Source organism: Hyphomicrobium album, assembly GCF_009708035.1.
Lineage (GTDB): Bacteria > Pseudomonadota > Alphaproteobacteria > Rhizobiales > Hyphomicrobiaceae > Hyphomicrobium_A > Hyphomicrobium_A album.
Window position 1 is genome coordinate 716,737 of the sequence record NZ_WMBQ01000001.1, and the last position, 20,616, is coordinate 737,352.

The window sequence follows — 20,616 nt, forward strand, 5'->3', positions numbered from 1 at the left end:
TCAACGGCAATCGATAACAAGATGACCGACACGTCACGCAGCGCCGGCGCGCCGATCGTGCGCTTTGCCCCTTCGCCCACGGGCTACCTGCACATCGGGGGGGCTCGCACGGCCCTGTTCAACTGGCTGTACGCCAAGGGCCGCGGCGGCAAGATGCTGCTGCGCATCGAAGATACCGACCGCGAGCGCAACAATCCCGAAGCCGTGGCGGCGATCGTCGACGGCCTCAAATGGCTGGAGCTCAACTGGGACGGCGACACCGTCTCCCAGTTTGGCCGCGCCCACCGGCACCGGCAGGTGGCCGAGGAGCTGCTCGCCAACGGACACGCCTACAAGTGCTGGCTGACCCCGGCCGAGCTCGACGCCATGCGCGAAAAGGCGCAGGCCGAAAAGCAGCCGCTGACCATTCGCTCGCCCTGGCGCGAGCGCGATCCGGCCGAAGCGCCGGCGGGCGTGCCGTACGTCATCCGCCTCAAGGCGCCGCGCGAGGGCGAGACCGTCGTCGACGACCAGGTGCAGGGCCGCGTCGTGTTCCAGAACAAGGAGCTCGACGACCTCATCATCCTGCGCTCGGACGGCAACCCGACCTACAATCTGGCGGTCGTCGTCGACGACCATGACATGCAGGTCACCAACATCATCCGCGGCGTCGACCACCTGACCAACGCGGCGCGCCAGACGCAGATCTACGATGCGATGGGCTGGGAGATACCGATCTTCGCCCACGTGCCGCTGATCCACGGTCCCGACGGCGCCAAGCTGTCGAAGCGCCATGGCGCGCTCGGCATCGAGGCCTACAAGGAAATGGGCTACCTGCCGGCGGCCCTGCGCAACTATCTCGTGCGGCTGGGCTGGAGCCACGGCAACGACGAGATCATGTCGACGTCACAGATGCTCGACTGGTTCGACACCGTCGACATCAACCGCTCGGCGGCGCGCTTCGACTTCGCCAAGCTCGAGGACTTGAACGGCCACTACATCCGCAACACCGACGACCAGGAGCTGCTAAACCGCATCGAGGACCTGCTGCCCTACCTTCCGGAAGGGGGGCGGATCGTCGAGCGGCTCGACGCCAACATGCGCGCCAACTGGCTCAACGCCATGCCCGGCCTCAAGGAACGCGCCAAGACGCTCGTCGAGCTGGTGCAGGCCTCGGAATTCCTGTTCGCCGACCGGCCGCTCGCCCTCGACGACAAGGCCCAGAAGCTCCTCGACGCCGAGGGGCGGCAGCGGCTGGCCGATCTGCTGCCCAAGCTCGAAGCCGCGAACCGCTGGAAGGCGGCCGAGCTGGAGGAGATCGTCCGCACCTATGCGGAAGCGGCCGGCGCCAAACTCGGCAAGGTGGCCCAACCCCTGCGCGCGGCGCTGACCGGCAAGGCCGTGTCGCCGCCGGTGTTCGACGTGATGGCCGTGCTCGGCCGCGACGAGGCGTTGGCCCGCATTAAGGATCAGGCGGCATAAGGATGCCAAGAGCTACGACCGGCCATGGCACGCGGCTTATGACCGGGTCCGCCCCTATGTTGCGCTGCAAAATTAGTGTACAAGGTCGCATCGGGAAAAGATGAGCGGCCAACGCCGCCAGCCACGCCAGACGACCAAACGTTTCATAGGGGACCGCTGCTTGAGAGGCCCGCCAGGTGGCCACGGAGTGCTCGTAACCCGCTGCCCGGCATCACAGGATTCCGCGCCATGAACGTTCACGAGAAAGCGCCCAATACCGAGGAAGTCGCCGCCGAGCTAACGCTCGAAGGCAAGTCGACGCGCATGCCAGTGCGCAGCGGCACGCTGGGGCCCGACGTCGTCGACGTCGGCAAGCTCTACCGCGATACGGGCTGCTTCACCTACGACCCGGGCTTCACGTCGACGGCCAACTGCACGTCGCGCATCACCTACATCGACGGCGACGCCGGTGTGCTGCTCTACCGCGGCTATCCGATCGACCAGCTGGCGGAGCATTCGAGCTTTCTCGAGGTCTGCTACCTGCTGCTCAACGGCGAGCTGCCGACGAAGGAGCAGTTCGACACCTTCCGCATGACGATCACGCGTCACACCATGCTGCACGAGCAGATGACGCGCTTCTTCACCGGCTTCCGGCGGGACGCGCATCCGATGGCGGTGATGGTCGGCACGGTCGGCGCGCTGGCGGCGTTCTATCACGACAGTACCGACATCAACGACCAGGAGCAGCGCGCGGTTGCGAGCTACCGCATGCTCGCCAAGATGCCGACGATCGCCTCGATGGCCTACAAGTATTCGATCGGCCAGCCGTTCATCTATCCGCGCAACGACCTCGACTTCACTACCAACTTCCTGCAGATGTGCTTCGCCATCCCATGCGAGCCGTTCATCGCCAACCCGGTGCTGACGCGCGCGCTGGACCGCATCTTCATCCTGCACGCCGACCACGAGCAGAATGCTTCGACCTCGACGGTGCGGCTGGCCGGCTCCTCGGGCGCCAACCCCTTCGCGTGCATCGCCGCCGGCATCGCCTGCCTGTGGGGACCCGCGCACGGCGGCGCCAACGAAGCGGCGCTGAACATGCTGATGGAGATCGGCAGCGTCGACCGCATCCCCGAATACATCGCAAAGGCGAAGGACAAGAACTCCGGCTTCCGCTTGATGGGCTTCGGCCACCGCGTCTACAAGAACTACGATCCGCGCGCCAAGGTGATGCAGAAGACCTGCCACGAGGTGCTGGACGCGCTCGGGCTCCACAACGATCCGCTGCTCAAGGTCGCGATGGAGCTGGAGCGCATCGCCCTACAGGACGACTACTTCATCGAAAAGAAGCTCTATCCCAACATCGACTTCTACTCGGGCATCACCCTGCGCGCCCTGGGCTTCCCCGTGTCGATGTTCACGGTGCTGTTCGCCATCGCCCGCACCGTGGGCTGGATCGCCCAGTGGAAAGAAATGATCGAGGATCCCGAGCAGCGCATCGGGCGGCCGCGGCAGCTCTACATGGGCTCGAAAGAACGCAACTACGTGCCGGTCGATCAGCGCGGTTGAACGCGGCGCCTCGGCGGTCGAAAAGGCTCGTGATGTTTAGGGCCTACATCGACCGCTGGGGGCTAGTTCCCGACGGCGCGCCGATTGAGCGCCGCAGCGGCAGCCTCCTTCCCGTCCGCTACAACGGCGCACCCGCGATCCTCAAGCTGGCGCGCGAGGCCGAGGAACGGCGCGGCGCGGCGATCATGGAGTGGTGGGGCGGCGATGGTGCCGCCCGCGTGCTGGCGCGCGACGGCGATGCCCTCCTCATGGAGCGCGCCACGGGCTCGCGCTCGCTCTCCGACATGGCGCGCGCCGGCGAGGCTGACGACATCGAAGCTGCGCGCATTCTCGTCGATGTCGCCAACCGCCTGCACGCCCCGCGCGCTACGCCGCCACCGCCGGAGCTGACATCGCTGGAAGATTGGTTCCGCGAGCTGTGGCCGGCGGCGGAAGCGCGTGGCGGCCTCCTCGCCCGCAGTGCGGATACCGCGCGCGAGCTGCTCGCCGCGCCGCGCGATATCGTCGTGCTGCACGGCGATCTACACCACGACAACGTTCTGGATTTCGGCGAACGCGGCTGGCTTGCCATCGACCCGAAGCGGCTTACGGGCGAACGCGGCTTCGACTTCGCCAACATCTTCACCAACCCGGATCTGGAAGATCCATCGCGCCCCGTCGGCGTCAGGCCAGAGCGCTTCTTGCGCCGTCTGGAGATTGTTGCGGACGCCGCCCGACTGGAGCGCGGGCGCCTGCTGCAATGGATCCTCGCGTGGACCGGCCTCTCGGCCGCCTGGTACCTGAGCGACGGCGATCCCGCCGAAATCGACTTGATGGTGGCAGAGCTGGCGGTGGCCACGCTCGACGGCTAGTCGATGGATGATCGACGACCGACGTTGGCCACGGATCAGGCCGTCGCCACTTTCCGAGTGGAACTCGCCGCTGTGCGGGGATAGCTTTGCTGCCTCCCTCAGAACCGCCAGGTGGCGCGGCCCGTGACGGCATTGTCCTGCACGTTGTCAGCGAACTGGCCCGTATAGACGATCCCCGCCGTCGCGTTGGGAGCGAGGATGACGTCGAAGCCCGCGTCGATCAGTGCGCTGTCCTGCGCCAGCGGCACGCCCGAGACGACAAAGCTCTGCCCGAACGTCGCGAACGCGAGACTCTGGTCCGGGTCGACGTCGCCAAATGCGTGCAGCCAGGTGAGCGAACCGCGCGGCACCACCTCCATCCCGTCGATCAACATCGACCCTGCCGCGCGCAGGCCCAGCGTCATGTAGCCGACACTGTCGTTGGCCCCGCTCGATGTGAGCGCGGCGAAGCCACCCCCCTCGGTGAAGCTGCCCGTATCGACACCCACCCAGGCGAGCCCGGTGAACGGCTCATAGGCGATGTGGCTGTGATTGAGCGGCAGCGCCACCTCGCCGAACACCTGCCCCGTGTTGGCGTTGTAGGAGGCTTCGACTTGCTCGAAGAACCCCGGGAACACGATCGAGCGGTCGGTGTCGATGCTGCTCCACGACCACACGCCGCCACCGCGCACCACGAATGATCCCACCTGACCGCTTGTGTAGGCGGCGAGCTGGTAGCTGTCGACGTCAGCCGAGGAGAGGCGGCTGCCGACGCTCACGTCCGTTTGCGCGTAGCCAAGCGCGCCGCCGATGCGCCAGCCGTCGGCGAACATCGCATCCATGCCGGACAGGAAGCCGCCCAGCGTGCGGTTGGCACCGGCCGCGTTGCCGTTGCCGTTGAAGTCGGCCCAGGCGCCGTAGCCCTGCGTCCAGAAGGTGATCGGGGAGGCGACGCCAAGTTGCGGATCGACCGCATCCGAGGCGCCCATGCCCAATCCCGATATGCCGAGCCCCATCGGCGACGCGTTGCCAAGACCCGCCACCGCCATCGGGCCACCGGAGGCGAGCCCGGCCACCGCTCCGGTGTTGCCGCCCGTGCGCGCATAATAAGCCTGCACCAGGCGCCCCATGAGGATGTCGCGCACATAGTGGCTGTCGTTGGCGAGCGTGCTCGACACCGTCGCGTGCACCTCGCCCGACAGCGCGTTGAACGCCTGCTGCGCGCCGGCAGCCGTCGCCTGGAACTGAATGGCCTCGAACACCGGACTGTCCTGCGGCAGCGTCTCCAGCGCTTCCGCCACTGCGCGCTCGTTGGGCGTCCGCGCCACGGCGGAGAAGTCGGTGCTGCGCCGAAGCGTCAGCATCACGTCGTGATCGGCGCCGAAGTCGTAGTCGACGTAGGGAAGGAAGAAAATGAATGGACTTATAACTTGCGCGAAGGTGCCGATGGCCGGTGTTCCGCCCAGGTTGTCGATGATCTCGTAGCTCGTCACCGGCGCGTACCTGCTCCGCGCGATGAGGAGCTGCAGGACGGCGCCGGTGAGATCGATCGACCCGAAGACGCCCGCCTGGTCGCTGGTCGTGGGATCGACCTCCACTTCGAAAACGCCGCCCAGATCGAAGCTGAGGTTACCGACAATGATCTGCGAGCCGATGGAGTTGCCCGGCGCGTAGATGCCGCCGGCGCCTATGGTCACGTTGGCGCCGAGAACGCCGGTGCCGCCGAGCACGCCGCCGTTCTGCACCTCCACGGGCGAGACGATCGAGCCATCGACGCCGAGCCTTCCGCGGGTGACCGTCGTCGGCCCCGTGTAGGCGTTGAATGCCGTAAACCTCACCGTGCCCGGACCGTCGATGGTCAGGCCATTGCTGCTGCTGCCGGTGATGATGGCGGTGAACTCGGCCGATCCTTCGGGGCTCAACGTGCTCGAGCCGAACAGCACGAGCGGCAGGCTGCTGGTGAACCCGTCGGGAACGGTGAACGGCCCGCCCAGCGCCATCCACATGTTGATGGTGGGCGACCCCGCGCCGGACGATGCGAGCTGATACCCGGTAAAGCCGTTGTCGGCATCGAAGATGAGATTAATGCCGTTGAACACGCGCAAGCCCGTATTGAAGTAAGTGTCGGTGCCGCCAGGGAGATGAACCTCGTGGGGCCGCATCGGATCGCTGACGTTCAGCTGGAACTCGTAACTGAAGATCTGAAAGCCACCGGTGGGAAGGCTTATGGCGAGGTAGGTGCTGTGGTCAGCACACTCATTCTGGCCGCACGTGAAATGGCCGACCGTTCCCGTTGGGGTGAGAATGCCTGGCTTGAGGCCGGTGTCCATCAGCACTGTGCCCTCCACCGGCGGCTGGGAATCGACCGTGATCGACGCCGGCACGAGCGACCATTCCTTGTTGGTCGGCGTGAAGTAGGTGGGATTCGGCGCGAGCTTGATGAAGCCGGCATTCGCTGTATTGCTCGTTGTCAGGCCAAGCTGGACCTGGTCCCCCGAGACGACATAGCCGTTGTGCCAGTCATCCGGCAGCACCGTGAGCGGGCCACCCGGTGTGACCGCCACTGCGGTGAGATTGAGGAATGCGTTGTATTCGGGGCTGTGCCGGGAGGGATCCGTTTGCCCGACCGCCCCCTCGCGGGCAAAGCCGACGCCCATCATGTGCACGTCGGGGCTGTAGTTCCACTGGCAGTTACCGCCGTTCGCGTCACAGCGCTTCTCATGGGTCACCTGCAGCACCGGGACCTTCGCCTCAGCCACCAGCACGCCGTTGCTGTAGATTTGCTGCGTGGCCTCCCACCAGACCCCGTACTCGGTGCGGTGGTCGCTCGAGTAGTACTGCGAGCCCTCGCCGAGCCTCTTGGCGTCGGGACCGGGCGTGAAATACTGAGACGATGCCAGGATGCCGACCGAGCCCGTGTCCATGGTGAAGGGATTGGACGCGCCCGATCCGTTGAAGCCCAGCTGCACCGTCGGCTGCGTGTCGTCGCCGCTAATCGTGTCGACGAAGTCGACGGCGACCCAGCCGCCGCCGACATAGAGGTTGGAGGACTGTGGGGATGCTGGAGTGGCGGCAAGCAGGAGCACACCTGCTGCTGCGCAGGCGCGGTGCGCGTGAATACGGCGGGTTGGCGATCGCGTCGCTTGCATGAGTAGAAGACCGGCGACCTGAAAATGGAGATCAAATCCGACGCGATCGGCGCCCCACTGAAGGCCGCCTGGAACTGTCAATTGACCCAGCTGACCCAGCCGGCGACGGCATGGTGGTGCACGCGGGGCGTTACTAACTGCCGTTCAGGGTTGGGCGATTCCTAGCCACATGTCCAGATGCGCGAGTACCCCTCACGCGCTGGTTGTGGCAAATGCGTACTAAGCCGACGCATTGCCGCTCGGTCAGCCCGTAGTTGAACCGGCCGCGGTCTAATGACCGGACAATCTTCAGCGGTCGGGCCGGCGGCCGTGCACCGCGTAGTCGAGCACGATGTCGGCGGCGGCGTCACTCGGCGTGCCACCGTCGAGGAGCATCTTGTGGGGTATGCGCGCCAGCGCGGCCAGTTGTGCGCGCCGCTCGGGCGAGTCCCGCAACAGCGGCTCGAGCGCATCGGCGAGCTTCTCGGGCGTGCAATCTTCCTGCAGGAGCTCGGGAAACGCATTCTCCTCGAGCACCAGGTTGGCCAGCACCACCGAGGGAACGTTGAGCAGGAAGCGCATGTGCGCCGCGATCCCATCGACCTTATAGGCGACGACCATCGGCGTGCCCGCCAGAGCCAGCTGCAGCGTCACGGTGCCCGATGCGGCGAGCGCCGCGTGTGCCAGCCTGAAGGCGCGGAACTTGTCTTCCTCGCCCTCGACCAGATGCGGCTGCACCGTCCACGACTGGGCGAAGCGCTCGACCAACGGACGCACGTGCGCCACCACCGGAATAATCACCTGCGGGCGGATGCGGCGGGCATGCAGGAGCTCGAGCGCCTCACCGAACGGCTGCATCAGGCGCGTCACCTCGGAGGTGCGGCTGCCCGGTAGAACCACCAGGACCAACCGACCGGGGTCGAGTTGCAGACGCTCGGCGAGCGGCGCCGGGTCAAGCTCGTGCATCCAGTCGAGGCGCTCGATCAGCGGATGTCCGACGTAGGTGCACGGCGGACCGCCGAGGCGCTGGTGCGCCGCCGGCTCGAAGGGCAGGAGCCCCATCACGTGATCGACGTACGGGCGCATCTTGCGCGCCCGCCCCGGGCGCCACGCCCAGACGCTCGGCGAAACGTAGTCGATGATGGGGATGAACGGAGCGCGCTTGCGGATGCGCTTGGCGATCGGATGCGTGAACTCCGGCGCATCGATGATGACGACCGCGTCGGGCTCCGCGGCGACGGCTGAATCGACCGTGCGATAGACGCGCGACATGATGCGCGGCAAGCGCGGCAGGATCGACAGCGGGCCCATCACCGCGACGTCGGACAGCGGGAACTGCGAGGCGAGCCCCGCCGCCTCCATGTCCTCGCCGCCGACGCCCAGATAGTGGATGCGGCCCTTGCAGCGGGCGCTGAGCGCACTCATCAGTTTGCCGCCCAGCGCATCGCCGGAATGCTCGCCCGCGACCAGGAAGATGCGCAGGTCGTCGCGGCCGGCGCCGGATCCGCGTTTGCGGCTGGCGGGCCTGTTGGCGGCGGCGCGGTCGGTGAGGCTCATGCTCCGCTTCCCTGCGGCGCGGCGATGAGAAACAATCCGTGCCGGTTGGCCGCCTCTATGCCATGCGCGAGAACGTCGGGCGAGCGGTCAAGCACGGCGATACCCGCAAATTGTGCTGCGGCCGCCGCGGCGACGACCGAGGCCAGATCCGGGGCAGCCGCGCCGGAAACAACGGCGACCGCCGAACGTCGGCTCCAACGGCGGCGCCCCCACTGGCGCAGATTACCCGAGCGGGCAATGAGCGCCGCGATCCCCTCGCCGCATTCGATGCTGAGCACATGGCCGCGATCGATGACCATGCCGCCGCTCGGCCGGAACGGTTTGAGAGCGGCGAGCAAGGCTGCGCCGCGCCCCGCATCGGCGAGCTGCTGCGGTCGGGCGGCCAGGCTGCCGACCGTCAAGAACGGGGCGGCGAATCCCGCCGCCGGAGCAGCAGCGATGGTCGCACCGCCGTCGGTGCCCCCATAGACGAAGACGCCGGCGGCATCGGCGCTGCGCCGCAGCTCGGCACGCTCGAGCGCGATGGCGCCCTTGGCCAGCACCGCGACCCCGCGCAGGCCGGCCTCCAGGGCGCGCGTCACGGTACGGGCGCCGATCGCCGGCATGTCGACGCGCATCTCTTGCCGCGGCTTCGGCCGCTTCACCAGTACCCCCCGCCGCGCGCCGACGCCGCCCTCGGGGACCTTTCGCTGTAAGACGAGGCGCGCGAGCATCGCGTCGGTGTTCTCCGCCCCCTCGATCGCCTCGATCTGCCCGGCCGTGACGACGACCGCCTGTCCGACGTCGAAGGGTCCCAGCGCGCGCACGACGTCGAAGCCACGGGCGATGTCGAGCATGTCGGTCGCCTCCGGCGCGTGCACGCCGAGCAGCCCCTCGTCCACGAGCAGCGAGGGCATCACCTCGACCGGCGAGACGACCTTGAAGCCCTTGCTTTCGAAAAAGCGCACCACGCCGCTCAGCACGCTGTCGTCGCCGGTCGTCGCGATGATGCGGCCGATGGCCGGAAGATTGAGGAAGAACCCCAGGTCGGGCTTGATCGCGTTGAGATCCGGCCGGCGCACGGCGCCGACGATCACCATCTTGGTGACGCCCGCATTGCGCAGCGCCCGCACCATGCCGCCGACCTGCGCCCAGCCCACCTTGGTCAGCGGAAAGTCGCCGAGGTCGCGATCGCCCTCGCCGATGATCGATACGATGTGCACGGCCCCGCCGCTCGCCCGCACATGCTCGGCGATCTCGCGCGGCAGGCTGCCGCCGCCCGCCAGAATGCCGACGACGTCCTGCCCACCAGACATATTGTTTAGTCCTCGGACGCTTCTTTCGGCGTGCACAAGCTGCGCTTGCCGCCGGTACGGATGAAGGCGAGGATTTCCTGCACGATCGGCTGGCTGCCGAATTCCTCGGCCACGTCCTCGGTACGCTCCGAAAGCGTGCCCTCGGCCGCGAACAGAAGCCGGTAAGCGCGGCGCAAATCGTGGATGTCGTTGCGCGAGAAGCCGCGCCGCTGCAGTCCGACGATGTTGAGCCCCGAAAGATGCGCGCGGTTGCCGAGCGCCATGCCGTAAGGGATCAGATCGTTCTCCAGTCCCGACATGCCGCCGAGGAAGGAGTGCGCGCCGACGCGCGCGAACTGGATCACCGCCGCGCCGCCGCCGAGGATGGCGAAGTCACCGACGTTGCAATGTCCCGCCAACATCACGTTGTTGGAGAAGATGACATTGCTGCCGACGTGGCAGTCGTGCCCGACGTGCGAATTGGCTAGAAACGCGCAGTGGTCGCCGATGGTGGTCGACATGCCGCCGCCCTCGGTGCCGGGGTTCAGAGTCACACCCTCGCGGATCATGCAGTCGGCGCCGACGGTGAGCGTCGAAGGCTCGCCGTGGTACTTGAGGTCCTGCGGCTGATGGCCGATGGAGGCGAACGGAAAGATGCGCGTGCGCGCACCGACCGTCGTGCGGCCCGTGACCACCACGTGGCTCAAGAGCTCGACGCCCTCGCCCAGGGTCACGTCGGCGCCCACCACGCAATAGGGGCCGATCTTCACCCCCGCGCCGAGCTTGGCGCCCGGCTCGATGACCGCGGTCGGATGCGCCGTCATCTCACCCATTTTTGGTTGCGCCCGCCGCGAAGGCACGGGCCTCGGCGGTGTCGGCAAGCATGGCGCTGACCTCGGCCTCGGCGACTATGTAACCGTTGACCTTGGCCTCGCCGTAGAAGCGCCAGACGCGCCCGCGGTTGCGGATCTTGCGCACGTGATAGTGGATCGTGTCGCCCGGCAGCACCGGCCGGCGAAACTTGGCGCGGTCGATGCCCATGAAATAGACGAGTTCGGCGCGGTAGCCTTCCTCGAGGCTCGAGACGCACAGGGCGCCGGCGGTCTGCGCCAGGCCCTCGATGATGAGCACGCCCGGCATTACCGGGTATTGGGGGAAGTGGCCCTGGAAGAACGGCTCGTTGATCGTCACGTTCTTCACGCCGACACAGCTCCTGTCGGAGTCCATGTCGAAGATGCGATCGAGCATGAGGAAGGGATAGCGATGCGGCAGCAGCTGCATCACCTTGACGATATCCGCCGTGCCCAACGCCGGCTTGGCCTGTTTATCAGCCATGTCATTCATGCTCTTCGACCTCATACTCCTCGGCGCCAGGCGCCGGACATACCGTAATCATGCCTCGTCGGCATCGTCCTTCGCGCCGCGCTTTGCCATGCGCGCGAGCCAGGCCGTTTCGCGCGCCCATTGCGTGAGAGGGCGCCCCGGGGTGCCCCCCACCTTGGCGCCGGGAGGCACGTCCTTCGTCGGGTGGCTGGTCCCGGCAATCTGGGCGCCGGCGCCGACCTTGATGTGGCCAGGGGTTCCCGACTGACCGCCCATGACGACGAAGTCGCCGAGCTCGGCGGAGCCCGCAATACCGACCTGGGCAACGAGCACGCAGTGGCGCCCGACGACGACGTTGTGCCCGATCTGGACCAGATTATCAATTTTGCTGCCTTCGCCGATGACCGTGTCCTTAAGCGCCCCCCGGTCGATGGTCGAATTGGCCCCGATTTCCACGTCGTCCTGAATAATGACCCGGCCGATCTGGGGCACCTTGAAGTGCCCCTGCGGGCCCATGGCGAAGCCGAAGCCGTCCTGCCCAATCCGGACGCCCGAATGGATAATGACCCGGTCACCAACGAGGGCGTGAACCACGGTCGCTAGCGGCCCAATATAGCTGTCGCGGCCGATGCTTACGCGGTAGCCGACGACCGCCCCGGCAGCGATGCGGGTGCCGCGGCCAATGCGTGCTTCCGCGCCGATGACGGCGCCCGGCTCGACGATGACGCCCTCCTCCAGCTCGGCGGAGGCGGCGATCCTCTGGTCGCCCGGCGGCGCCGCCTGGGAGAAGCGTGAGTCCGGATAGAACAGCATCAGCGCCAGGGCGAACCCGCGATAGGGGTCGGGCGTGACGAGCCTTCCGGTTGTGTCGGGAACGCGGGCAGCAAGCGCCGGCAGCACCAGGCAGGCCCCGGCCCGCGTGGCTTTCAGCTGGTCGGCATACTTGCGGTTGTTGAAGAAGGTGAGGTCGCCCGGACCGGCGTCCGATAGGGTGCGCACGTCCGCGAGGAGCGTGTCGGCGGTCACTGGGCCCGGCGCCAGCTCGGACCCGGTCGCCCTGGCGATATCCGCCAACGTGAACGGCCCGGCCCGCTTGAAGAATCCGGGATGTTCCATGCCGTGACCCGCCGCTCGGCGACGCTCCATCAATTGCTGCCAATTGCACGGAGGCGGGCTCCGCTACGCACACGGAGGTCTTCTTAGCACCGAATGCGCGGCGATTAGAACTTCGTCGCCGCGCCGAAGCGGAAGAACTGCTCGTCGTCGTAGACTTCCTTGGTGAGGGTCTTGGCGAAATCCATACGGATCGGGCCGACCGGCGAGGCCCACATCAAGCTGGCGCCGACCGACGAGCGGATGGCCGAGCTGTCTGCGAGGCAGACCCGGGTCGTGTCGCCGGCGGCGCAGCCCTGCGGGAGGCCATTAACGTTAGAGCCCCACAGAGAGCCGGCGTCGGCGAACACCGCGCCGGAGATGCCGAGGTCGTCCGGCACGAACGGGATGGGGAAGCGAACTTCCGCCGTCGTCGCCCAGTAGTACTGACCGCCGAGCGCGTCACCCGTGTTCAAGTCGCGTGGACCGTAGCCGGCACGATCGAAGCCGCGCACCGTTTCACCGCCCTTGAAGAACAGGTCGATGAGGCGGACGTCCGAGCCACCCCAGCCCTGGATCGAGCCGCCGACCGCACGGGCGACGAAGGTGATGTTGTCGGTGATCGGGTAGTAGCCGCGGGCTTCCGCCGCGAGGCTGACGTACTGCACGTCGCCGCCGAGACCGGCGAAGTCGGCGCCCGTCTGGAACCACAGGCCCTTGGTCGGGTTCTTCGCGTCGTTGCGCAGGTCGTAGGTGAGCGTCGAGCCCATCATCGAGGTGTACGAAGTGCCCTGAGCCTGCAGAATGGCGCGCGAAGCGGCCGGGTTGACGTTGAAGATCTGGTCGCGCGACGCGGTGTACGACGTCTGCATCCAGAGCTTTTCGGAGATCGGGAAACCGAGGCGCAAGCTGGCACCGGTGCGGCGGCTCTGGAAGCCCGACTGGCTCGTCTGGTCGACCTCTTTGTGGAACAGGTCGAAGCCGGCGGCGAGGTTGCGGTCGAGGAACCGCGGCTCGGTGAAGCTCAGGTTCACCTGCAAGCGCTCGAGCGAGCCCGACAGCTGCAGGCGCAGGAACTGGCCGTTACCCATCAGGTTGCGCTCGGTGATCGACACGTCGCCGATCACGCCTTCCGCGGTCGAGTAGCCCGCACCGAACGACAGCTCGCCGGTGGACTGCTCGACCAGCTCCACGTCGAGCACGACGCGGTCCTGGGCGCTGCCGGGGCGGCGCTTGACTTCGACGCCCTTGAAGAGGCCGAGGTTGGTCAGGCGCTTCTTGGCCTGATCGACCATGAGCGGATTGTAGGCGTCACCCTCGGCCACCTTGAACTCGCGCCGGATCACGTAATCCTTGGTGCGGGTATTGCCGGTGACGTTGATGCGCTCGATGTAGACGCGCGGGCCTTCCTCGATCACGTAGTTGAGCGCGATGGTGCGCGCCACTGGATCGGGCGTCGCCTGCGGACGCACGCGGGCAAAGGCGAAGCCGTCCTGCGACACCTTAGAGGTCAGGGCCTCGACCGACTTGTCGATCATGTTGGCGTTGTAGGTTTCGCCCTGATCGGTGAGCAGCTCGCCCTTGAACTTGGTGGGATCGATGGCAGCGACGGTGCTCTCGATATTGATGCCGCCGAACTGGTAGGCCTCGCCTTCCTCGATCGAGTAGGTGATGAAGAAGCCGGAGCCGTCGCGATCGAGCTCGGCGTTGGCCGCCGTCACCTGCACGTCGGCGTAGCCGTTCTTCAGGTAGTACTGGCGAATGAGCTCGCGATCGAGATTCATGCGATCGGGGTCGTAGATCGCCGTGCCCTTGAGGAAGTCGAACCAGCCCTTCTCGGTCGTCGAGACGACGTCGCGCAGCTGGCTGTCGGAGAAGGCCTTGTTGCCGACGAAGTGGATGCCCTTGACCTTCGTGGCGCCGCCTTCGGCGATTTCGAACACGAGGTTCACGCGGTCCTGCTCGAGCTCGATGATCTTCGGCTCGACGGTCGCCGCGTAGCGGCCCTGCCGGCGATAGACGTCGAGCACGCGCTGCACGTCCGCCTGGACGCGCGCCCGGGTGAACACCGAGCGCGGCTTCAGCTGAACTTCGTTGCGCAGCGTATCGGTGTCGACTTCGCTGTTACCTTCGAAGGCGACCTGGTTGATGACCGGGTTCTCGACGACGGTGACGATGACATCGGCGCCCGAGCGATCGATGCGCACGTCGGAGAAGAGGCCGGTGCCGAACAGCGCCTTGATCGACCCGTCGACTTTCGCCGGGTCATAGGGGCTGCCGACGGAGAATTGCAGATACGAGCGAACCGTCTCCGGTTCGACGCGCTTGTTGCCCGAGACGTTGATGGCCCGGATGGTTGCACCCTGCGCTTCGGCAGGGACGGAGTACAACGCGCCACCGACGCAAAGTCCCCCTGATGAGATCACCGCCATTAACAACGCCAGGCGGCAGAATCTCACCGTGATGGCTCGTACCACAGGCATTCGCGACTATGCCCTCAATTATTGCCGAACTCCCCCTCGGTGGCGGATCCCGTCGGCTTCGGGACACCGCACCGCAACTACTAACACGTGCGCATCGGAAACTAGCCAATAGGCCTGATTCTTCTTGTGAGCGCACTCCCCTGTGTAAAGGTGTTCTTAACGATTCAGAAGGGGGTGCGGAAGTGGCAAGATTACGTCACTAAACGCCAATTATCTTCAGCCGGTCCATCCCCGCCACACCCGCAACAAATCGTTCAAATTCACGTACACCATCAGCATCAGTACGAGTGCCACGCCGATCTGGAATCCGATCTCCTGCATGCGCCTGCTCATGGGTCGCCGGAGCACTCCTTCGATGGCGTAATACACAAGATGTCCACCATCGAGGACCGGGATCGGCAGCAGGTTCAGGAAGCCGATGTTCGCCGAGATGAAGGCGATCCAGCGTAGCAGCGGTTCGATACCCCCCTCGGCCACCCTGGCGGTCACCTGCGCCATCAGGATCGGACCGCCCATTTGGTCGGCCGCCTGGCGCTGCGTCACGATGTCCGCGATGCCCTGCACCGTATGGACGATGTTGGTGTAGGTCTCCCGCACCCCGAGCCGTAAGGCCTCGAAAGGTCCGACAGATTTCGCCTCTTTCATCCCGGCGACGCTCGACGGCGTAATACCGATCAGGCCCCGTCGGAAAGTCCCCCCGAAGGTGTCGTTCTGCTCCCGGACCTCGGGCGTCACCTCGAACGATAACTTTTCGCCGCTGCGATCGACGCCGAACTTGAGCGGCCGCCCACCATTGACGCCGACGATCCGCTGCACGTCCTCGAAGCCTTCGATGCTCCAGCCGTCGATGCTGGTGATCACGTCGCCCGGTTGGATACCGGCAACGGCAGCGGGCATTCCGGCCTTCACCTCACCCACCGTGGGGGTGATGGTGCGGACACCGAAGGCCAGGTTGACCGCGCTGTAAACCGCTATCGCCAAAAGGAAATTTGCCACAGGGCCGGCCGCGACGACGGCGGCGCGCTGCCACAGCGCTTTGTTCTGGAAGGCGCCCGCGCGCTCACTCGCCGTCATGCGCTCCAAGGCATCCGGGGAGGGTTGGCTCGCTGCATTCTCGTCGTCGACGAACTTCACGTAGCCGCCGAGCGGGATCCAGGCGAAGCGCCAGCGGGTGCCCTTTTTGTCGGTGAAGCCGAAGATCTCGCGCCCGAACCCGATGGAGAACGTCTTGACCGTGACGCCGCACCAGCGCGCCACGATGAAGTGGCCGAACTCGTGGACGAACACCACGATGGTCAGCACCACCAGGAACTGGAAAATGGTCAGCAGCACACCGGGCATGGACATGGCTACGTTGGCGAGCGTCAGCATCGTGCTCCTATCTCTCGTGGGCCGCCGGTAAGGTCCCCGGCGGAAACCGCGAATCCATTGAGGATACACGGCGAAAACGGCAACTTCGGCGCCCGTCCCCAGCTCGATTTCCGGCTGGCTTGGCGCCCGGCGGGACGGTTTCAGCTAGACATAGCGACCGAGCAGGGATTGTGCCAGTCGGCGCCCCTCGGCATCGGCCGCCAGGATGTCGGCCAGGCAATCGGGCGCGGCGAGGAGCCCCCGCCCTTCGGCCGCCTCGAGGGTGTCGGCGACGTTGCGGGCGATGTCCAGAAATCCGATTTGACGGGCAAGAAAGGCCTCTACGGCTATTTCGTTGGCGGCGCTGAGGATGGCCGGTGCCGTGCCGCCGCGCACTAGAGCTTCGCGTGCAATGGTTAAGGACGGGAAACGGACCGGGTCGGGCGCCTCGAAGCTCAAGGTGCCGACCGCCGCGAGGTCGAGCCGGGGCGTGGGCGCGTTCATGCGCTGCGGCCACGACAGGGCGAGCGCGATCGGTGTGCGCATGTCGGGAAACGACATCTGCGCGATGACCGATCCGTCGGTATAGCTGACCAGGCAGTGCACGATCGACTGCGGATGGATGACGGTCGCCAGTTGCTCGGCCGCGACGGGGAACAGGTGATAGGCCTCGATCAGCTCGAGCCCCTTGTTCATCAAGGTGGCGGAGTCGATGGAGATCTTGGCGCCCATCGACCAGTTGGGATGGCGTAGCGCCTGCTCGGGAGTGGCGCCCTGCAACTGCTCGCGGCTCCAGGTGCGGAACGGGCCACCCGAGGCGGTGAGCACGATGCGCTCGATGCTTTCCGGCGTGGCGCCGGCGAGCGCCTGCAGCGCCGCCGAATGTTCGCTGTCGACCGGCAACAGCTCCGTGCCGGCATCGGCGACCGCGGCCATGAACACGTCGCCGGCCGAGACGAGGCACTCCTTGTTAGCGAGCGCCAGCCGGCGTCCCTGGCGTGCGGCTTCGAAGGTGGGCTCGAGCCCGGCAGCGCCGACGATCGCCGCCATCACGCAATCGGCCGGCTCCGCGGCGGCGGCGATGACCGCTTGCGGACCGGCGGCGACGCGAGTGCCGGTGCCTGACAGCGCTGCCTGCAATTGCGCATAGAGACCGGCGTCGCCGATGACGGCGAGCCGCGCGTGCGTGCGCCGCGCCGCGTCCGCGAGAGCTGCAACGTTGCTCTGGGCGGTGAGGGCCACGATCTCGAACGCATCCGGGTTGCGCTCCACGAGGTCGAGGGTGCTTTTGCCGATCGAGCCGGTGGCCCCGAGGATGGTGAGCGAACGGCGCGTCACGCCCTTCCCGTTGGTCGGGAGCGGCCCTACCGAAACCGTGCGCGCCGTGCCTTTACGCGGTGAATGCATCTATACGCCGAGCAGGAGCGCACGCGCCGGAGCGTGCGCATCGATGAGAAGCGCGAGCAGCGCCGCGGCCGTCGCGGCGGCAACGAGGCTATCCATGCGATCCATGAAGCCGCCGTGGCCGGGGATGAGGTCGCTCGCGTCCTTCAAATGGAATAGACGCTTCAACGCGCTCTCTGCCAAGTCGCCAGCCTGAGCGACAGCCGCCAAGCCGATGCCGAGGAGAATGAGGCGCACCGCATCGGCATCGGCGACGAGCGCCGCGAAGATGGCGCCGGAAGCCGCGCCCGCCGCGAGCGCGCCGATGAACCCCGCCCACGTCTTGTTGGGCGATACGCGCGGCCACAGCTTCGGACCGCCGATGGTGCGTCCGGCCGCGTACGCCGCCGTGTCGGACCCCCAGACGACGGCGAAGATGAACAGCACTGCGAGAAAACCGTACGGCTCGTCGCCGCGCATCCAGAGCAGCGCGATTGCCGGCAGGCCGACATAGAAGACGCCCAGCGCCGATAGCCGGGCGCCGCGTCCCATGTAGAGCGGGACAAGGATAATCGCGGCGATGATGAGCGCGGCGAGCCCGAGCGCCGCGTAGCCCGCCGCGGCCAGAACGATCCCCGCAGCCACCGCACCCGCATGCACGAAGAAGCCGAGGTCGAAAGCGACGCCGCGCACCAGGCGCCCCCACTCCCAGCTGATCACCAGCGCGCACACGAGAACAAGCACGACGAACGGGATCGGCCCGGCATACGTGAGGGCGAATGCGAGTGCGGCAAAAGCTAGTCCCGATACGAGGCGCAGCTTCAGATTGCTGGAGATTAGAGGCGCTGCACCGGCCTCGGACGCTGCGGCGTTGTCGGGCATCGCGCGCCTCACATGACCGATTGCTTGGAGCGACCGCCGAAGCGGCGCTCGCGGGCGCGATAGATGGCGATCGCCTCCTCGAGCAGCTCGCGGCCGAAGTCCGGCCAGAAGGCGTCGAGGAAAACGAACTCCGTGTAGGCACACTGCCAGAGCAGGAAGTTGGAGATGCGCTTCTCGCCGCTGGTGCGCACGAGCAGATCGGGATCGGGAATGCCGGCCGTGTCGAGAGCGGCGCCGAGCGTATCGACGTTGATCTCCGACGTCTTCAAGGTGCCGGCGGCAACCTGCTCTGCCAGTGCCCGCGCCGCCTTGGCGATTTCGCCCCGAGCGCCGTAGTTGAAGGCTATGATCAGCGTAATCGCGGTGTTGGATGTGGTCAGCTCGACGGCCTCGTCGATCAACGCCATCAGCTCGGGATCGACCTGCGTGCGCTCGCCGATGACGCGGATCTTGACGCCCGCCTGATGCAGCTCGGCGAGATCGCGGCGGATGAAGCGCTTCATCAGCCCCATGAGGTCGTCGATCTCGTCCATTGGACGCGACCAGTTCTCCGACGAGAAGCTGTAGAGCGTGAGGTAGGGGATGCCCAGCTCGATCGCCGCGCGCACGGTGCGGCGCACCGCCTCGACCCCATTACGGTGCCCGACGGCGCGTGGCAGGCCGTGCTTAGTGGCCCAGCGCCCGTTGCCGTCCATGATGATGGCGACGTGGCGCGGGTGGCCGTCGGCACGCTCGGGTGCAGGCTTTGGGCTGGTGTCCGTCACCGCGGGGCTTTCGGTTGCGAGGAGCGAGAGCGGAGGATAGCGGCAAAGCCGCCATTCTCAAAGGCGTCAGACCTTGTGGATCTCGGCCTCCTTGGAGGCGAGGGTCTCATCGATCTCCTTAATCAGCTTGTCGGTGAGCTCTTGCACCCTGGCCGATGACTTGTGGTGGTCGTCCTGGCTGATCTTGTGGTCCTTCTCCAGTTTCTTGAGGAGGTCCATGCCCTCGCGGCGCACGTTGCGGATCGCGACGCGGCCGTGCTCGGCGTACTTGTGGGCGAGTTTGGCGAGCTCGACGCGGCGGTCGGCGGTCAGCGCCGGGATCGGCAGGCGCAACAGCGTCCCGTCGACGATCGGGTTCAATCCAAGGTTCGCCTCGCGGATCGCCTTATCGACGGCCTGCACGTTGCTCTTGTCCCAGACCTGCACCGAGATGGTGCGTGGCTCCGGCACCGAAACCGTCGCCACCTGGTTGATCGGCATCTTCGAGCCGTAGACCGTCACCTGGATCGGGTCGAGGAGGTGCGTGCTGGCGCGGCCCGTGCGCAGGCCCGACAGCTCTCGCTTCAGGTTCTCGATGGTCGAGCGCATGCGCTTCTCGAGATCGTTGAGGTCGAAGTTGCTGGCCATGCTTGTCTCCTTCGGCGCGCGGGCGGAGCGAGACGCTCTGCCGCCGCGGGGGCCGGTCTAATGGTTTCCGAAACGCGCGCCGACGCCAAAATCGCTCATGCGATCACGGTCGCGCGTCCGGCGCCGCGCAGCACCTTCAAGAGGTTGCCCGGCTCCTCGATGGAAAAGACAATTACCGGAAGTCCGTTATCGCGAGCAAGGGCGATCGCCGCGCCGTCCATGACCTTGAGATCGCGCGCTAAAACTTCGGAATAGTCGAGCTTGTCGAAGCGCTTGGCGCCGGCGTTCTTGCGCGGATCGCTATCGTAGACGCCATCGACCTGGGTGGCCTTGGCCACGGCCTGGCAGTCCATCTCGATCGCCCGCAGCGTCGCCGCGGTGTCCGTGGTGAAGAAGGGATTGCCGGTGCCGGCGGCGAAGATCACTACGCGGCCCGCCTTCATGTGGTGCAGCGCCTTGGGGCGGACGTAGCTTTCGCACACCGTCGGCATGGGAATGGCGGAGAGCACGCGCGCCGGCACGTTGGAGTTCTCCAGCGCGTTCTGCAGGGCGAGCGCGTTCATCACCGTCGCGAGCATGCCCATGTAGTCGGCGGTGGCGCGTTCCATGCCCTTGGCGGCGCCGGCCAGGCCGCGGAAGATGTTGCCGCCGCCGACGACCACGGCGATCTCGGCGCCGGCCCCGATCGCCTCGGCGATCTCGCGCGACAGGCGCTCGGCGACCGACATGTCGATGCCGAACTCGCCCTTGCCCATCAGGGCTTCGCCGGAAAGCTTCAGCAGGAGCCGCTTGTAGACGAGGCCGGATCCGGCCGTCACTGCCGCTGCCATGATGACCGCCTCCTCGCTTGCCCCGCGGTGCAGCCGGTAGCCGCAAGCCGGCCGGCCACCTTACCTACCTCACTAGGCGGAGAT

At 66.6% G+C, this 20,616-nt stretch carries 16 protein-coding genes; 3 read left to right on the plus strand and 13 right to left on the minus strand.

All coding sequences use genetic code 11. The annotated features are described in order from the left end of the window. Window positions 1-21 precede the first annotated feature (21 nt). The 3 genes from gltX to GIW81_RS03475 all read left to right on the plus strand — a co-directional run bounded on the left by gltX (window position 22) and on the right by GIW81_RS03475 (window position 3,860). Window positions 22-1,461: a glutamate--tRNA ligase gene (gltX, locus tag GIW81_RS03465; RefSeq protein ID WP_154737937.1), complete on the plus strand. Its 1,440-nt coding sequence runs from the start codon at window positions 22-24 to the stop codon at window positions 1,459-1,461. A 228-nt stretch (window positions 1,462-1,689) separates the two neighbouring features. Further along, window positions 1,690-3,009, plus strand: a complete 1,320-nt coding sequence (gene gltA / locus GIW81_RS03470) for a citrate synthase (protein ID WP_154737938.1) — start codon at window positions 1,690-1,692, stop codon at window positions 3,007-3,009. A 32-nt stretch (window positions 3,010-3,041) separates the two neighbouring features. Beyond that, complete coding sequence (locus GIW81_RS03475; RefSeq protein ID WP_154739484.1) at window positions 3,042-3,860, plus strand: aminoglycoside phosphotransferase family protein; 819 nt, start codon at window positions 3,042-3,044, stop codon at window positions 3,858-3,860. A gap of 98 nt (window positions 3,861-3,958) precedes the next feature. Here GIW81_RS03475 and GIW81_RS03480 read toward each other — a convergent pair whose 3' ends face one another. The 13 genes from GIW81_RS03480 to pyrH all read right to left on the minus strand — a co-directional run bounded on the left by GIW81_RS03480 (window position 3,959) and on the right by pyrH (window position 20,532). Next, the gene (locus GIW81_RS03480; protein ID WP_195930343.1) at window positions 3,959-6,925 is read right to left on the minus strand and encodes an autotransporter family protein; all 2,967 of its coding nucleotides are present in this window, start codon (window positions 6,923-6,925) and stop codon (window positions 3,959-3,961) included. A gap of 351 nt (window positions 6,926-7,276) precedes the next feature. Next, window positions 7,277-8,524 (minus strand): lipid-A-disaccharide synthase, encoded by a 1,248-nt coding sequence (gene lpxB, locus GIW81_RS03485; RefSeq protein ID WP_154737940.1) that lies wholly within the window; start codon window positions 8,522-8,524, stop codon window positions 7,277-7,279. Then, window positions 8,521-9,819 (minus strand): LpxI family protein, encoded by a 1,299-nt coding sequence (locus GIW81_RS03490; RefSeq protein WP_154737941.1) that lies wholly within the window; start codon window positions 9,817-9,819, stop codon window positions 8,521-8,523. Before GIW81_RS03490 ends, lpxB begins: the two co-directional genes overlap by 4 nt. A gap of 5 nt (window positions 9,820-9,824) precedes the next feature. After that, on the minus strand, window positions 9,825-10,631 hold the full coding sequence (gene lpxA / locus GIW81_RS03495; RefSeq protein WP_154737942.1) for an acyl-ACP--UDP-N-acetylglucosamine O-acyltransferase: 807 nt from the start codon (window positions 10,629-10,631) through the stop codon (window positions 9,825-9,827). Next, window positions 10,624-11,133, minus strand: a complete 510-nt coding sequence (gene fabZ, locus GIW81_RS03500) for a 3-hydroxyacyl-ACP dehydratase FabZ (protein WP_154737943.1) — start codon at window positions 11,131-11,133, stop codon at window positions 10,624-10,626. The genes lpxA and fabZ overlap by 8 nt, the downstream gene beginning before the upstream one ends. A gap of 57 nt (window positions 11,134-11,190) precedes the next feature. Then, the gene (gene lpxD, locus GIW81_RS03505; RefSeq protein WP_154737944.1) at window positions 11,191-12,237 is read right to left on the minus strand and encodes a UDP-3-O-(3-hydroxymyristoyl)glucosamine N-acyltransferase; all 1,047 of its coding nucleotides are present in this window, start codon (window positions 12,235-12,237) and stop codon (window positions 11,191-11,193) included. Between the two features lie 104 nt (window positions 12,238-12,341). Next, entirely contained in the window at window positions 12,342-14,603 is a 2,262-nt protein-coding gene (bamA, locus tag GIW81_RS03510) for an outer membrane protein assembly factor BamA (protein WP_229309070.1), read from the minus strand. 309 nt (window positions 14,604-14,912) lie between these two features. After that, window positions 14,913-16,067 carry an RIP metalloprotease RseP gene (rseP, locus tag GIW81_RS03515; protein ID WP_154737946.1) on the minus strand — a complete coding sequence of 385 codons (1,155 nt, stop codon included), beginning with the start codon at window positions 16,065-16,067 and terminating at the stop codon, window positions 14,913-14,915. Window positions 16,068-16,211: 144 nt separating this feature from the next. Beyond that, window positions 16,212-17,384: a 1-deoxy-D-xylulose-5-phosphate reductoisomerase gene (locus tag GIW81_RS03520; protein ID WP_324614878.1), complete on the minus strand. Its 1,173-nt coding sequence runs from the start codon at window positions 17,382-17,384 to the stop codon at window positions 16,212-16,214. Window positions 17,385-17,453: 69 nt separating this feature from the next. Next, window positions 17,454-18,311 (minus strand): phosphatidate cytidylyltransferase, encoded by an 858-nt coding sequence (locus GIW81_RS03525; RefSeq protein WP_154737948.1) that lies wholly within the window; start codon window positions 18,309-18,311, stop codon window positions 17,454-17,456. 8 nt (window positions 18,312-18,319) lie between these two features. Continuing rightward, a complete protein-coding gene (locus GIW81_RS03530) occupies window positions 18,320-19,075 on the minus strand; it encodes an isoprenyl transferase (RefSeq protein WP_324614879.1) in 756 nt (251 codons plus the stop codon). A gap of 66 nt (window positions 19,076-19,141) precedes the next feature. After that, window positions 19,142-19,702 (minus strand): ribosome recycling factor, encoded by a 561-nt coding sequence (frr, locus tag GIW81_RS03535; protein ID WP_154737949.1) that lies wholly within the window; start codon window positions 19,700-19,702, stop codon window positions 19,142-19,144. A gap of 95 nt (window positions 19,703-19,797) precedes the next feature. Then, on the minus strand, window positions 19,798-20,532 hold the full coding sequence (gene pyrH / locus GIW81_RS03540) for a UMP kinase (protein WP_154737950.1): 735 nt from the start codon (window positions 20,530-20,532) through the stop codon (window positions 19,798-19,800). Window positions 20,533-20,616 lie beyond the last annotated feature (84 nt).

Coding starts and splice junctions, on each gene's coding strand:
- GIW81_RS03475 (WP_154739484.1), top strand. CDS start 3,042: ATGTTTAGGGCCTACATCGACCGCTGGGGGCTAGTTCCCGACGGCGCG.
- GIW81_RS03525 (WP_154737948.1), bottom strand. CDS start 18,311: ATGCCCGACAACGCCGCAGCGTCCGAGGCCGGTGCAGCGCCTCTAATC.
- GIW81_RS03490 (WP_154737941.1), bottom strand. CDS start 9,819: ATGTCTGGTGGGCAGGACGTCGTCGGCATTCTGGCGGGCGGCGGCAGC.
- lpxD (WP_154737944.1), bottom strand. CDS start 12,237: ATGGAACATCCCGGATTCTTCAAGCGGGCCGGGCCGTTCACGTTGGCG.
- frr (WP_154737949.1), bottom strand. CDS start 19,702: ATGGCCAGCAACTTCGACCTCAACGATCTCGAGAAGCGCATGCGCTCG.
- fabZ (WP_154737943.1), bottom strand. CDS start 11,133: ATGGCTGATAAACAGGCCAAGCCGGCGTTGGGCACGGCGGATATCGTC.
- pyrH (WP_154737950.1), bottom strand. CDS start 20,532: ATGGCAGCGGCAGTGACGGCCGGATCCGGCCTCGTCTACAAGCGGCTC.
- gltX (WP_154737937.1), top strand. CDS start 22: ATGACCGACACGTCACGCAGCGCCGGCGCGCCGATCGTGCGCTTTGCC.
- rseP (WP_154737946.1), bottom strand. CDS start 16,067: ATGCTGACGCTCGCCAACGTAGCCATGTCCATGCCCGGTGTGCTGCTG.
- gltA (WP_154737938.1), top strand. CDS start 1,690: ATGAACGTTCACGAGAAAGCGCCCAATACCGAGGAAGTCGCCGCCGAG.
- lpxB (WP_154737940.1), bottom strand. CDS start 8,524: ATGAGCCTCACCGACCGCGCCGCCGCCAACAGGCCCGCCAGCCGCAAA.
- lpxA (WP_154737942.1), bottom strand. CDS start 10,631: ATGGGTGAGATGACGGCGCATCCGACCGCGGTCATCGAGCCGGGCGCC.